At 56.2% G+C, this 14364-nt stretch carries 11 protein-coding genes and 1 pseudogene; 6 read left to right on the top strand and 6 right to left on the bottom strand.

What is annotated here, in order from left to right; all coding sequences use genetic code 11:
- The first annotated feature begins 1 nt into the window (after nucleotide 1).
- The 4 genes from OUZ45_RS11270 (at nucleotide 2) to OUZ45_RS11255 (ending at nucleotide 4897) form a co-directional block, all read left to right on the top strand.
- Nucleotides 2–1900: a hypothetical protein gene (locus OUZ45_RS11270; RefSeq protein ID WP_266170162.1), complete on the top strand. Its 1899-nt coding sequence runs from the start codon at nucleotides 2–4 to the stop codon at nucleotides 1898–1900.
- The gene (locus OUZ45_RS11265; RefSeq protein ID WP_266170161.1) at nucleotides 1897–3630 is read left to right on the top strand and encodes a hypothetical protein; all 1734 of its coding nucleotides are present in this window, start codon (nucleotides 1897–1899) and stop codon (nucleotides 3628–3630) included. The genes OUZ45_RS11270 and OUZ45_RS11265 overlap by 4 nt, the downstream gene beginning before the upstream one ends.
- A 122-nt stretch (nucleotides 3631–3752) precedes the next feature.
- Nucleotides 3753–4655: an AbiU2 domain-containing protein gene (locus OUZ45_RS11260; protein WP_266170160.1), complete on the top strand. Its 903-nt coding sequence runs from the start codon at nucleotides 3753–3755 to the stop codon at nucleotides 4653–4655.
- A complete protein-coding gene (locus OUZ45_RS11255) occupies nucleotides 4652–4897 on the top strand; it encodes a hypothetical protein (RefSeq protein WP_266170159.1) in 246 nt (81 codons plus the stop codon). The genes OUZ45_RS11260 and OUZ45_RS11255 overlap by 4 nt, the downstream gene beginning before the upstream one ends.
- Nucleotides 4898–6840: 1943 nt before the next feature.
- On the opposite strand, the gene OUZ45_RS11250 is transcribed toward OUZ45_RS11255, so the two are convergent.
- From OUZ45_RS11250 to OUZ45_RS11240, 3 genes are all read right to left on the bottom strand, one after another.
- On the bottom strand, nucleotides 6841–7245 hold the full coding sequence (locus OUZ45_RS11250) for a hypothetical protein (protein WP_266170158.1): 405 nt from the start codon (nucleotides 7243–7245) through the stop codon (nucleotides 6841–6843).
- Nucleotides 7242–7625: a PadR family transcriptional regulator gene (locus OUZ45_RS11245; protein ID WP_266170157.1), complete on the bottom strand. Its 384-nt coding sequence runs from the start codon at nucleotides 7623–7625 to the stop codon at nucleotides 7242–7244. The genes OUZ45_RS11250 and OUZ45_RS11245 overlap by 4 nt, the downstream gene beginning before the upstream one ends.
- A gap of 262 nt (nucleotides 7626–7887) precedes the next feature.
- A complete protein-coding gene (locus OUZ45_RS11240; protein ID WP_266170156.1) occupies nucleotides 7888–8829 on the bottom strand; it encodes a 2-hydroxyacid dehydrogenase in 942 nt (313 codons plus the stop codon).
- 387 nt (nucleotides 8830–9216) lie between these two features.
- Between OUZ45_RS11240 and OUZ45_RS11235 the strand changes: the two genes are divergently transcribed.
- Nucleotides 9217–10374 carry an alpha/beta fold hydrolase gene (locus OUZ45_RS11235; protein ID WP_266170155.1) on the top strand — a complete coding sequence of 386 codons (1158 nt, stop codon included), beginning with the start codon at nucleotides 9217–9219 and terminating at the stop codon, nucleotides 10372–10374.
- A 113-nt stretch (nucleotides 10375–10487) separates the two neighbouring features.
- Here OUZ45_RS11235 and OUZ45_RS11230 read toward each other — a convergent pair whose 3' ends face one another.
- Together OUZ45_RS11230 and OUZ45_RS11225 are read right to left on the bottom strand one after the other, a co-directional pair.
- On the bottom strand, nucleotides 10488–11837 hold the full coding sequence (locus OUZ45_RS11230) for a carbohydrate porin (RefSeq protein WP_266170154.1): 1350 nt from the start codon (nucleotides 11835–11837) through the stop codon (nucleotides 10488–10490).
- Nucleotides 11838–12025: 188 nt separating this feature from the next.
- Nucleotides 12026–12260: pseudogene (locus OUZ45_RS11225) on the bottom strand (integrase core domain-containing protein); the annotation flags it as partial.
- A gap of 697 nt (nucleotides 12261–12957) precedes the next feature.
- Here OUZ45_RS11225 and OUZ45_RS11220 point away from each other — a divergent pair.
- Nucleotides 12958–13353, top strand: a complete 396-nt coding sequence (locus OUZ45_RS11220; protein ID WP_266170153.1) for a carboxypeptidase-like regulatory domain-containing protein — start codon at nucleotides 12958–12960, stop codon at nucleotides 13351–13353.
- An 86-nt stretch (nucleotides 13354–13439) separates the two neighbouring features.
- Here OUZ45_RS11220 and OUZ45_RS11215 read toward each other — a convergent pair whose 3' ends face one another.
- Nucleotides 13440–14204, bottom strand: coding sequence for a hypothetical protein (locus OUZ45_RS11215; protein WP_266170152.1), 765 nt, complete (start codon nucleotides 14202–14204; stop codon nucleotides 13440–13442).
- Nucleotides 14205–14364: the final 160 nt, after the last annotated feature.

Here is a 14364-nt window from a genome sequence, read left to right as displayed (position 1 = left end):
CATGAGCGAGTCCGAACCCAAGTTGGACAAGTTGGCTTGGCTCTCTTTAGCGAAGCCGGATTCCATCACTGTTGAGGAGCTAGGACTGACGTCAGACGAAATTGACGGAGCCTGTAATTTCTCAAATGAGAGGGTGACTTTCCGAAACCCGGAAGAGGCGACAACAAGGGCGATAAGACATATCCAGACTGCAGTCATCGGTCCCGCGGTTGAGACACCAACGGCGCTATTCGAAGCCTTACATCATTGCTGGCTCGAATCTGGCACGGCGCGCAAAGACAATCTCAGCGGACTAGCCCTCGCACAGCTTCACAACTCGGGCCAAATTGACGTTCTTCAGATCGCCGTTAAGGCAGCTCAAGACGGAGCGCGTGGGTTCTCCGTATCCAGGGGGATATCTGAGAGCTTGCCGCTTCTTGACAAGATCGACGTACCCAATCTGCTCATTTTGGTCGGGTTAGTTGGCCCACAAGGATTCCTGCAACACGCTGCTGGAGAATGGATGAACGGGCATCCATCATCCATCGGCGAGGTGGTAAAGGGTTGTCTGGCCATCCCGTCCGAGGCGCTAGCGCCTCTTCTGCGGACAGCGCTCATCCAAGGTGTCTCCGTCAATAGAGCTACATGGCTCGCCCGCATCCATGAGTTGGTAGCGAACCATAATCCACTTGTCTCAATGCCGGCCGTAGATGCCCTGGGCTTGCTGAACTGGGACGGTGGCACAGCCGAGGAGATCGATAAAGCCTTAGAAGTAGTCCGTGCGGGACTGCATTCAGATGATGAGCGACAGATTGTTGCCGCGACAGGTGCCGGCCTAAATCTAATCAGCACTGCTACCGATCGACACGTACTGATCGATGAGATCGCAGCACTTGATAAGCCATACATTGCCCGCCAGATCGGTGATCACTTGGCCTATCGCGTCGAGCATCTGAAAGCACAGCCTTGGTATCTCGACAAGCTCCGCTTGCTGGCCGCCAAGGCCAATCAGGAAGCAGGTTCTTATCACGGCGTCGACCATATCCTAAGTGGCCTGTATCTCACGAATCAAAAAGACATTTGCCTAGAATGGTTGAGAACCTGGGCAACCACCAACTCTGATGCCTCCCCTTCGCTATCAGAAGAGCTTCCCCAGATATTTGAAGCCTTGGCCAAGGATGATGAAACGCTAGGCGCACTACTTGCCAGATGGCTTACTAGCGATGACGCTGGCATACAGCAGATGGCGAGAAAATTTCTCGACGATCTAGGCTTGCATAGGAAAGACGACCTTAGGTTTCCGACGTCAACTCTGGATGCCCTATCGCCGCCAGGCTTGCTGCAGCTGACTCGCCGCGTGCTGGCGAATGTCCTCCGCGAGGAACAGAAAATTTCTCTCATTTGGTCGCTTACACACACCATCTCAGCAGAGAGTCGTACCCATCTGTTAGTGCGAGAAGCGATGGCGAGCTTTGTGGGATACGACTATCCCGTGGCGACGATAAAGCACCTTGAGACCGTACTTGTCACGGAGGATGAGGCGCCCATCAAGAAGTTGGCACAGGATATTCGTGAGGCGTTAAAGAATTACTACGATGCGCTCGATGCACTCCCAACAATCGAAGAGCTTCGGCCGCTTTCCGAGCACCGGCATCGTTTCACAAAGGAGCACCGGCGGATGATGAATGCTGCCTTTGAGGAAGCAAATATGAAATCCGTCTTTCGCCAGCTTGTTACCACGATCCACCTGAAAGCGGGTCGTTCTTCGTTCTCGATGCGGAACGGCGAAGTCGGTGAAAGGATGCATATGTCTGCAGCATCTCACTCTGTGACTCTCCCGCGCAGCGAGTCGATCGACAAGGTCGGAAGCGATCTGCAGCGAAGGCAGTTCATTCTTAGTGCGGAACCCAAAGATCAATGAAGCTGATTATTAAGGAGTTCCTCAGTCAGCTAAAGGAGTCCGGGGAACTGGATCGCCTTCTTCCTGACCTTCTATCACGGATGAAGATCATCCCGATCAGTCGCGCCCAGATTGGTGTACGGCAGAACGGCGTGGACGTCGCAGCGGTCGGTAAGGACGATCACGGAATCAAGACACTATTCCTCTTTGTGCTCAAGGTCGGTGACCTAGGGCGTAGAGACTGGGACGACGGTGTCAATGCCATTCGGGCAACGTTGAACCAAATTCAGGACTCGTACCTTCGCACTTCTGTCCGCGCAGAGCACAAGGGCTTGCCGGTCAAAGTGGTGGTCTGCTCCACCGGAGATTTGAGGCAAGAGACTACGCAGGACTTTACGGGCTATGTTGATGGTCACACCACCAGTAGCTTGGCCTTCGAGTTCTGGTCAGGTGACCGCCTTGCAGATCTGATCGAAGAACATCTTCTCGATGAGTATGCAATCGATCCTTCGGAACGTGCAGACCTACGTCGCGCCATCGCACTGATTGGCTCGAGAGACTACGATCTTCGGCACGCGTACAAGCTTCTTCGAAAGCTTCTGATCGACAACCATAACGGCAACGCACACGTTACCGTCGCACAACGAAAGCGATTCATCCGCCAGATGAAGACCGCCGCGCTCGTACTGGAGATTATCTTTCGGTGGGCGAATGAGGAGGGAAATCTACTCAACGCCTTTAAGGTCGGTGAAAGATGCTCGCTTTGGGCTTGGGAGTTCGTTCGATCGCGAAATCTGCTCAAGTACAGGCCGGCAATGGCCGCCTTTTGGAATATTTACCAGATTCAATGTCGTATTAGCGAAGCGTATTTTCACAAGTTACGGCCATACTTTCTGGCCAAGGATGGGCTTTCCGTCTTTGCGGGCGAAAACGTTCTCGTGACGGACAAAGTTTATGAGCAGATCGGCATTCTGGCGGAGATCGGGCTCTTACAAATTCGAAATGCCAGTGACGACAACAGTGGTATCGCAGCTCAAAACGCTAATGCGGTCGCGGATGTTCTCGTACGCCTTGTAAAGAACAACCCATCGTCGGGTTCGCCTCGTTTGGATGGCAACTCGATCGAGTTGTCACTTGCCTTTATGCTACTTGCTGCGACAGGAAAGAGCGATGACGCCAAAGAATGGCTGGACTCCATAGCAAACCGTGTTTCCTACGCCTTTAGGACATCGGCGTGCTTTCCTATTGCGACGGATTCGTTTGACGATTTGGTCGCACTCGAGATGGGGGACCTGACGCAGAGCGAAGTCGACAAACTGAAGGATCTGAGCACGCTCGTTCCGACAATCATGTACTGGAGCGTCGTATTCGGCCACGACGAACTCTATGGCATGCTGCAGAACGCCCAATCCACTTCTTTCAATGGCGTTTGTCTGCAGCTCTGGTATGCAGACGAAGCGACTGAGCAAATCGTGTATCGCGAGCCTGCACAGTATGAAAGCGGGACTACGGAAGCTCCCATTCAGCTCCCCCTCGATGTGAACGATCTGATTGCCCGTGAAGGCAGGAAGCTTGAATCCGATGCCATTGTCGGACTGGATGCATTTTCAGCCGTACGACATGGCATGTTCGTACTGGTAATGATGGCCTGCCGGCATTTCCGTACGCCATTCGCCCCGCAGTTCTGGATGCCGCTTATTGCAGCTCGCTCCGGAAAAGAAACGCTCGCGGAGGAAGGAACAGCCTCGTAGGCGAACCTGGACCGCTAAAGTGACTAGCGGGGCAATCTATCAGAACAACCCGGCCGCCTCTAGTTATGCATGGAGTGCGTTTACGGGGAGTCGACATTCACACTCCACAAGCGCGTATCGCAATGACTCCCAAAAACCGATCAGTCACTGAAGAGCAGTTCAGCGCGCTACTCATGGCGCTAGCCCGTGATGTGGTGGACGCGCACATCTTTTGGGACCAGGCGAAGGCACTGCGGACCCAGATGGAGCAGTGGCCTGAGGTACATACGGAAGGCTCGGCGTTTTGGCTTTACACACTAGAGGCGCACCAGCGCACAGCGCTTTCGTGCTTGTGCCGGGTATTCGACCAAGAGCCTAGTGCCCTTCATCTTCGTTCGTTACTCCTACTCACCAGTGACCACCGCCACTACTTCGGGAAAGGGGCGGCGGCACAGCGCCAGGCGGACGACCCCTTCGCGCAGTGGCTGCCCGATGACGCAGTAGCACCAGAACCAGCCCGGGTCGCCGCGGACATTGCACTGTGCGCGCGGACTGACCCAGATGTTGCCGCTTTAGCCCTGTTCCGGGACAACTTCATTGCCCATCGCAGCACAAAACTGTCGATGAGCGAGGAGCCGCCCACAATGGCCCTGGAACATGAGCGGATCGAGCGCTTACTCGACCGCGCACACACGCTGCTCAATCGCTACAGCTACATGCGCGACGCCTCGTTTTTCAGCATGACGCCATTGGGACACGATGCGGTCGAGACAATCTTCAAGTGTGTGCAAGGGCACCTCAACTACCTGCGCCAACAGTGCGAGGCGGAGGCTGCCGCTGCGGAAGCCAGAATGCTGGAGTTCGAACAGGCTTTGCAGCATATCAACGCCATGGCGGAGGGTCGGGGAGAAGAGGCTCGCGCCGAACGCAAAGCCCTAGCGGAGCAGTTCGGGCTCACCATCAACGACGCTGGCGACCGTTTCGGGGTCGTGATCTTCCGCGGGCCGAAGGCGTCCGCTCCGAATGGGGAGCCGTCGACGTCGTGACATTACTGTCGCCCTGGGATTTTCCCATAGACGAGGCATCAAAAATGATCACGACGTGGCTTCACCACAACGACCGTCTGGAACTTCATGACGAGCGGGGTCTCCTCTACTCATGGCCGGCCGATGCAACCCAACACGGCCACCTGGCCTTCCCGCTGAACCTGTTCCCGGCGTTCGGCAGCCGGGTGGCACAGCTCCTGCGACCAATGCCTACCGAGCCACAAACAGATCCGGAGTTGTGAAGCTGCGGACCCGCCGAATGAGCAAACACATGTGCATCCAGCAACACCAAACACTGTTATGTAGAAGCAAATAACCGGACATCGCCACGCATGATTGAATCCTTCCTTCTGAGTCACCTGCGAGTCTCACTACCTCTGTTTGCAGGACTTCGCGAGCGAATCGAGCGTTGGTTGTTCTTGCAAACCTATCAACACTCACAGGAGTGTCACGACCATAGAAGTGAATTCGCTCAGCAATGGCTACCCCTGGGCGCGCAAGTTGAATACTCGCTCCACCTCGAATCCATCGCCACCCCTGGTCCTAGAACATCGTTCATAGCAGTACGGTCAACAAATGCCTCCGAATCACTTAGGAAAATCGAACTAAGGGTGGAGGCGGCCGATGACACGTTGGCGTACGAAGACTGCATCACTCTCCATCACATAACACAAAGACCGAAGCTCGCTGCGATGCCAAGCATCCCTCCTCGCGGGGCTTACCTTGGACGAAACAACTCTCTTGAGACGCCCTATAAGACGCTAACGGTATACCTCATTCATCTTTTCAAAGATGACGAGATAGTCGAGTCAGATGCCTCCGGCCCGGCGCATCGACCCGACCATTACTTTGTCCTCAACAGTACTTACAAACAAAGATTCGGACGCGTCTGGAACCTCGACTGGATAGAGATACAGAAAGAGGAAATACGAAACTTCCTTCAGTGGTCCATGGCATCTCCACGCTACATTCGCGCACGCGGGGGAAAGTACCCACCCGGGCGCATGCTCCCCGAGATCCTTCGCCGTGTCGTAGGACGCCCCCTATTTAGGATAGTCGCGCGAAAGTGGGTTATATCGCTGGTCTTCTGGATCCCAATTTGGCTTCGCATCAATTCCCATAAGAAGGATGGAGAGGCACAAGACTCCTAATCGTAAGTTGACCCGTTGATAGGGTCGACTTCCCGTAGATCAGTGCCAGGGAGAGCCAGAGGCTGCCAGGTCGTTTTGAAGTCGAAACTCGGCGGGCGCCAGCCCGCCGAGGCCGTCACGGGGAATTTCCTGGCTGTAGTCACCCTATTTGGCTGCACACTCTCGGGAATACCGCGCACGCAAGGGCCGTTAACGCTCCAGTGCGGAGAGTGAGCGAGCGATATTGGCCCGCGCCCTCTCTTCAAATCGGTCCTGGAATAACGGGGTGGCGTAGATCACAGAACGCCCTAGAATGCCCTTCAGGACATCGGCACGCTTAGCCCGATAAATCATGCCAGGTAAGGCAGCGAATGACTCCGACCTCACCGTCACTTTATCTTCTCGGAGGCAAGACGCCTGAAGCGTTCTAGTGGCCTGTCCGGCACATACTTTGGTTGTCAGATCGCAAATGCACCCGGCAACCTTGACCGCCTAAGCACTTGTTTCAATTAGCCCTGTACACCCTTTGCCATCCAACAGTCAGCAAAGTACGTACACAAGACGCCTCCACTGCACACACTTTGGTCTCCAAAACTACACATACATTGGTGTCATGCCCAGTGGGCATGACACCAATGTATGGACGCGTTGTACAAACATTGGTGTCAGGGGGGATGTACGAACAATGGTGTCAGTTGGCGCAGCCAGCTATGAGACAGGAGGGACGAGCGATCCCTCAGGCCCGTAAACGCCTACCCAAGAAGGGGCCTGGCTTGGACGCCAAAATGGGGGCCGACCTATAAGGTCGAAAGAGGGCACCCTTCCAAGAGGCGTTGCGTAGAACGGCTCCTGGGCTACGTTATGAGGTCCGCAATGGGTCGGAAGCGGACAAGACGCGCTGGCCCCACCCACCGGGCATCGAGCGCAACGCGCGGATCAATCAATTCGCGGAACACAGCGAACGGACGGCCGCATACCTCACGCCCACTTTAGCCGGCGCAGCGCGGTACGTATGTCTTTTCGCAGAGACACGACGCCGTTCTTCGCAACGCAGGTCATCGAGCGGCGATTCGTCGACGATGAAAGTCGACTGCAATATGCGCGAAGACAAGGATCGAGGCTGCAAGCGTCAAATAGTCGCGCATCGTATGTGGTTCGAAAACATCGTGAAAAGTAAGCCAGTCCACGACGACCAGGACCAACACCATTGCTATAGCAAGCAAACGTTGTGGCATGTCGACATACTCCCGTCCGGAGGAAACCAGGCTGTCTATGATGATTCGAATGAAAAACGGCACCAGGGCCATCGCACCGGCGCTTCGGTGAACATCCGCGGCCTCAGCGCTGAACGCCAACCGCATTTCCCGGCCAAACCGTTCCCGAAAGGGTTTTGGATAGATCAGCAAAAGTGCGTCAAAACCCCATTCCAGCAGTCGGACGGCGAGATGGTTGGGCTTCATCTGGATGGTCCCGCTATCACCGGCAGATTTCGGGGAAGCAATTTTTTGGCTTGAGCCACAGAGACAACCGCTGCCAATCTGGCTACCTCTACCCGAACAGCGCGCAGTCCCGTATCGGTCGCGCGATAGTAACGTCGCCGCTCGTCATCGAGATCCGGATCAGGACGTTCTTCGCACTCTTCAACGAGCCCCGCTGAGAGCATGCGCTTGAGGCATCCGTATAGGGTTCCTGGACCAAGCTTCAGTGCACCCGCGGTATCACTCTCGACGGCCTGCATGATGCTATAGCCGTGTCGTTCGCAATCGACCAACGCCAGCAGTATGTGGAACACCGCCGGCGACAATGGTGACGCTGGTTTTTGGGGATGGCTGGCAGGCATACAATATATCCGTGACGGATATATTGTATGCCCGGGAGTGTTGAGTCAAGACCCAAGCCCGATTGCCGACGATAACAACCGGTATCGGGGTCAGGCTCACTTCCTACTGTGGATAAGTGAACCTGGCCCCATTCGGCTGTTGCCTGCAGCAGGCTGCCGTGGCCATTACCTGGATGTCCACCAGCCGACGCTGAAAGAACTGCATCAAGTTCCCAGGACAACTCACTTAACACCCCGCCCCGTCTTCTGGCGTTCTCTAAACTTAGTATCCCTGCTCTACATTGACGATGCCACCAATCGACCCGCCACGTGTGAGCTCGCGAATCTTCTGCGCAATCTGCCACATGCTCTCATCAGGTAGTGCTTCGGCTGAGCAATGCGGCGTTATCGTAATCCGCGACTGGCTCCAAAACGCGTGACTGGCAGGCAATGGCTCATGATGAAATACATCAAGCGTTGCTGCCGCAACTTGCCCGCTCGAAAGCGCCTCAAGGAGGTCGCCCTCTACCAAATGCGCGCCTCTCGCGACGTTGATGAGATACGCGCCACGCGTGAGTTTCGAAAAAGTGCGCGCATTCAGTACGCCGTCCGTATCCGGCGTACTTGGCAAGAGATTCACGAGAACTTTCACTTTGTCTATAAACGCGTCGAACTGATTCGCACCTGCGTAGCAATCGACACCTTCAATTTTCTTTGCGCTGCGACTGAAGCCACGCACGGGCAATCCAAACGATGAGAGCGTCTCGGCTACGTGTGCCCCAAGGACGCCTAGTCCAAGCACGCCGACAGTAAACGTTTCGCGCGGATGTCGCTCAAGAACTTTCCATTGTTGCAGTGCTTGCAAATGTGCATATTCATCAAAGCGACGCATGTACCGCAAAACCGTGTGGGTGACGTATTCGGCCATCTGCGACGCCATACCTGTATCTTCGAGCCGCACAAGCAATGTGTGTTTCGGCAATGTGCCCGGATGCGCTCGCTCTAGACCAAGAATCGCATCGACACCCGCGCCAAGGTTGAACACCGCGCGCAAATCATCGCGGCCAACAAAGAATTCACGAGGCGGTCGCCACACGACCGCGAAATCAGCCGGCCCCGTATCACCCCGCTCCCAGTGACGCACTTCAGCTTCAGGCAGTGCGCGCGAAAGGCTTTGCAGGTCTGGGTCGAAGCTTATGCCCTGCGTATAAAACAAAATCTTCATGCTTACCTAGAGGCTGCGGAGGCGGACGCTTGCCTACCCGTTAAAATGCAATCGAACAATCATCACATCGCCTCAGCAGCTCATTGCCGTAGAAAACGCACTTGCTTCAGCCGTCGATCGAAACGCTCCGTAGAGTGTGGACAACGTATGACAGCACCATGGCAATAGCTAGAAGAGATCAATTGTTCAGCGCAGACCTGTAACGTTTCTCCACAGCATCGCAAAGCAGCTTCGATACCTATTGCAGAACGGGGACAGATTCACTTCCAAGAGAATCGGAAGTCAACCTGCCCCTGTTTTGTGTAACTCCGTTTTGTGGCTGTTAAACCCTGGGCCGGAGCCGCGCATCTCAGGCAATCGAGTCCCTTGACGAAGTGGACTAAGCGCATGAAACAGCTGTTGCTGATCCTGTCGATCCTGGCCTTGCCGTGCCTGCTCCGTCCAACCGCTGCCCTCGCCGAGGAACCTGCCGCCGACATGCAAGTGGACGTGGGCGGCTATGCACTGCATTTCCATATCGTCAAAGGCCAGGGCACGCCAATCCTGTTCGAAACGGGCGGTGGCGACGACGCAAGGGTCTGGCGTGACCTGCTGCCTTCCATCGCCCAGATCACCGGCGCGACGCTGATCACCTACGACCGCCCTGGCTTCGGCAAGAGTGGGCTGGATCCGCTTCGACCCCGCATGGTCGACAACACGGACGACCTGGAACGGGCGTTGCGGAGTCTGGGTTACGACGGCAAGACGTTCCTGGTCGCCCACTCTCTGGGCGGCTTCTTCGCCACGCTTTACGCGGCGAGGCATCCCGAGCGCGTGCTCGGCGCCGTGCTGATCGATGCCAACGTTGCCTGCTATTTCACTCCGGCATTCATGGCCGCCTCGCGTGAAGAGGACGAACGCAAACGCGCGACGTTCAAGGACACGCGACCCGGCCTCTACGTCCAGTACGGGGAGTTTCCCCACACCGTCGAACTCATGCGCGAGACGCCCTTCCCCGCCAGTGTGCCGGCCATCGACATCGTGGCGGAGAAGACCTTCGGGAACGAGGGCGACGAACAGCGCTGGCAGGCCTGCCATCGGGCCTTCGTCGATACGGCAGCCAACCGTCAAAGCATTCTCGCCTACGGCAGCGGCCATTACGTCTACAAGGAGAACCCGGCGCTGGTAGTCAATGCGATCGCGAAGATGTACGCCACTACGCTGGACGCCCCTTCGCGCCAAGTGCTGCTGGAACGCAGCATGACCTACAACCTCGAAGCTGCCAATCAAGCCCTGCGGCGCGAGGCTCAACAGCGTCATTCCGAAAGCAGTCTCAATACCTGGGGTTATCAGTTGCTGGCCAACGGCGACCACGCAACCGCGGTCGCCGTGTTCAAGCTCAACGTCCTGCTGTATCCAGCCAGCGCTAACACCTACGACAGCCTGGCCGAAGGTTATGAGGCGCTGGGCGACAAGGCACAGGCGATTACCAACTACCAGCGCTCGTTGCGGATCGATCCGGCCAAAGAGCACCCGAAGGATCGGTTGCGAGTGTTGCAGCCGTGACGGCGGTAGGCACCCTAGGCCTCTGGGGACGAACACGGAAATGAGTGAAAAGAGAAAGGGGCTACGGAATCGGGGGCGTACCAGATCCTATCTGGATTGATCGAATACCAAATTCAGTAAGACAGCGACAACGAACTCATCCACGTCAAAGCTTCCGGCTGCTTCGGCGCCGGAATGGGGTTGACGGTATAGCTCAGTTGGTTGGAGAGATAAACGCCGCGCGTCACACGGTAGACATAGGACAGCGCATAGTTGCGACTGTAGTCCACAGCGGCGATCCCGCTTGCCTGTTGCATGCGCTGGGAGGAGCGGCTCAATCGATTGAAGGTATAGCCCAGCGCGAGTGCGTCATCGGGCTGCCCGAAAGGACCCAGTATGTACAACGTAGCGCCGATATCTCCGGTATAGACGTTACGATCGGGTGGCGCATAGTCGGCTTTTACATTGACGTAAAATCCTCGATACGGCTTTGTCGCATCGGTCTGGAACAACTGATAGTCGCCGACCAGGTAATAGGCATAGTTGCCATTCGCATAGCCTCCGTGGAAGCGTGAAAAACGGCTTTCGTTATACATCACACCCTGCCGCAGCCATATCATCCGTTGGCTGGGAGCGGCTTCGACCTGGTAGCCCAACTCATTGATGAGGAGCGCCTTGGCACCGGGAATATGCCACTTCAGCCCCAGGAAATTATTGTGGTCCCAATCCGCTTGCGCCCCCTCAGGATCCACACTGCGGGTCACGCCGATCCGCTCATAGAAATGCTTGTTGGTCGAAGCCAGGCGCAGGTTGATCTCGGGTGCCGTCTTGTTGAAGATGAAGCCGACTTCGTAGGGGATGGAGCTTCCGACACCTGCCGGCGACGTCGTCGAACTGGTACCGAGTGCAAAACCATAGAACTGGTTGCCTAGCTCCTCAAAGCCATATTGCAACTGCACGCGCCCCTCGTTGAAGCGCTGACTGACATAGAGGCTGTTGATGGCGAAACCGGTTGGATTTTCCCCGGCGTACGTGAACCGTTGCACGTTCGCATTGAACACCAGTTGCGAAGCGCCGGCAAAACCCACCCGGGATAGATCGTAGGTAGCGGTTACATACCCGTTAGCCCGGTAAGTAGGATTTTGCCCGATGTAAAGCTGAGGATGCGCACCATGATCCAGCAGGTCGAAGGTTCCGCCCAGAACGATGCCACCTTGAAGCAGCCAGCCATGCTCGGCCGACTTTTCGCGAAACTTGCCCAAATCCGGCACCATGGTTTCACAGGTGCTGATCGCCGGATTGGTGGTGCCTTGCGGCTGCAAGCCGTCATACCGATGGCAAGGAAGGACATCAGTAGCCATGTTGGCATCGGCGGAGTCCGCCGCGACTACAAGGTTAGCGTGCGCGTCCTTGCAAACGGCCCATGAGACCAGCAATAGGCTTCCAGCTAACACGGGCGCAAAGCGGCGGAGATTTTTGGACATAAAGGTTTCTCGCACCCATGCGTGATGGGTGCAAAAGCAAAAAGCCTTGGGCTGGGGAAAACCTAGGGGCGTTCATCATGGTAGCTGCGCTAACTCCCCATATACAGTGCCAAACGCAACAAAGCTCCGCCCAACCAACGGCACTTCCCTGACTCGCCTGCATTGACTGGTCCATATGCCAAGTTGGTTTACGCGGCGAGCCGCAGGTTGGGTTGAGGTCTGCGGATCAGGATCGCTTCCGGTGCGGGCGGCCGATAGCTCGGCGCGCTGTGCGGTCGGATGGTGGTAATGATGGCGCCACTGCTCAATGACGGCCGGGGCATCGCGCAGGGTGTAGAAGATCTCGCCGTTGAGCAGTTCATCACGGAACTTGCCGTTGAAGGATTCGCAGTGCCCGTTTTCCCACGGACTACCCGTCTCGATACCTCGCTTAGTCGGTAACCACTTTGTGGTCACATGGCTAGGTCTGTCATGGGCGTGGTCGATGCCGCCCAACGCTCGATAAGTGGTACGCCGCCGCCTCGGCACACACCTTTGCTTGTCAAAGCACACCAATCGTCAGCGAGGCCGCCCATCTAAGTGATTGATCTATTTATAAATGCAAAAGCTTTGCTGTTTACAACAAGCTAAGTGCGCGCATGACGCGCCGCTGCAGCACAAACTTTGGTTATCGGACCGTCACACACTTTGATGTCATGCCCATGTGTGGGCGACACCCATGTGTGTGCATGTTGTACAACCCGGTGGCGAACCCAGCCTAAGGAATCGCGCTCTCCAGTTTGGAGGTGGTGTTGAAGGAATTGATCAACGCCGTTCCGCCCCATGGCGCCAAAAAAAGTGATGGCAATGGGCTCGTGGCCAAAAAAACATTACGACCTTCACATGCGCCACCTAAGCCTTCTCGGTTAAATTAAACCCGCCTCCGTCATGAATCACCCAACGGACCGATTCAGGCGATCAGGTGTGAACCAAGACGTCACAAGAAGAGACGTCTCCCCAACAAGGAAGATAAGTACCTCGGCAGCCACCCCACTGCCGCGATCCTATTGACATCGATCGCAAACCGACTACTGCGTGAGCGGTTGATCGATTTGTCGCGCCACAACCTTCGAGCCCCCACATGAAAACCAGCAAGAAGTCCGCAGCCATCGGGCACCGGCATAAAAATCGCCACTACGCACTCAAGCTCATGACGGCGATAGCCGTGAGCGCATTCGGCACCATCGCACTTAACGCTGCATACGCGCAGTCGACCAGCTCCAGCATTCTGGGCAAGGCCCCAACCGACAGCACCATCACGGTGCACAGCGACAGGGGCGTTACCCGCCACGGGTCCCCTAACGACAAAGGCCGCTACAACCTCTCCGCGCTGCTACCCGGAACCTACCTGGTGTCGCTGGAAAAGGATGGCAAGACGCTCGCCACGGTGCAGGGTGTTCCGCTCTTTGCGGGCAGAGCATCCGAAGTGGATTTCACTTGCGACAACGACCAATGCACTGGATCGTTCAATCACTGATTGCGCTGGCCTCGGTGTCATGCCCCTACGGGCATGACACCAAGAAGGTCCGCTGACACGCGGGGATGCTCTCAACGTTCCCGGCATCAGTGACTATGCATGTCCGCAGGCGTTCCGTCGGACCAATTGGCGACTCCGACGAAGAACACGAGAATGGGCGGCAACCCTTTCATTTGGGGTTGTTGGTCCGGAGAGAAGAACCAATAGGGGCTGGACATAACCGGCGAGCCCTGTGCGCCGGAACCCCAATCCTTACTGTCCTTGACCAGGGTGTCGAACATGAGATGAGGCATGTTGTGGTCCCCGTCGTCGGTCAGATACGACGATTTCGACAGCATGTATTCCATGGCGCCGCTTTCGAAGTCCGGCAATTGTTTATTCTTGTACGCGGCGTTGAGTGACGACAGCATCTCCGCCTTGGAACGGCCAGCCATCGCCATCTTGGCGGTTAGATAAAAGATGGGCACGATCGAACGTGCAGCTTGGGGGTTCATACAATCGGCAGCCCTCACTTTCGGGTTCCAGAATTCGGGCCCGTCAAACGGCCCCATCCACCCCCTACCCACCACGCAGACAAACCCGTTCTTGCCTTCGACGGCTTTCTCGTAGCCCTTGCGCCCCAGAACCAGGACCGTAGCGTCACGGGAAATGGACTCCGGCGCCGCACTGCGCGCCAGGGCTATTTCGGCATCCCGGTTCGCCATGAGGTATTGGTCGACCGGCGCCATTTTCGGATAGGACGGCGTTACACCTGGCTTCTGCGCATCCTGTGACACCGCTTGCTGCGATGCAGCGAACATCGCAAGCAGTACAAAGCTCATGATTTGGATGGCGCGCTTCGCTTTTTGCATGGGATTCCTCCTGGCCATGGGTGTGTTTCAGTCAACTCGTGATAGGCGCCGATCGGCTGCCTTCACGAAGTCGACGAACGGCCGAACCGGCATTCGACAAGTCATCGAAGATAGTTAGCTGCGAACTGGCCTGGTTTTGACGGGCACCTTTGAAAGGGGA

It is taken from the genome of Dyella subtropica (assembly GCF_026283965.1).
GTDB classification, from domain to species: Bacteria; Pseudomonadota; Gammaproteobacteria; order Xanthomonadales; family Rhodanobacteraceae; genus Dyella_D; species Dyella_D subtropica.
Note: the sequence above shows the minus strand (reverse complement) of the source record. Positions and strands in the feature narration are given on the sequence as shown.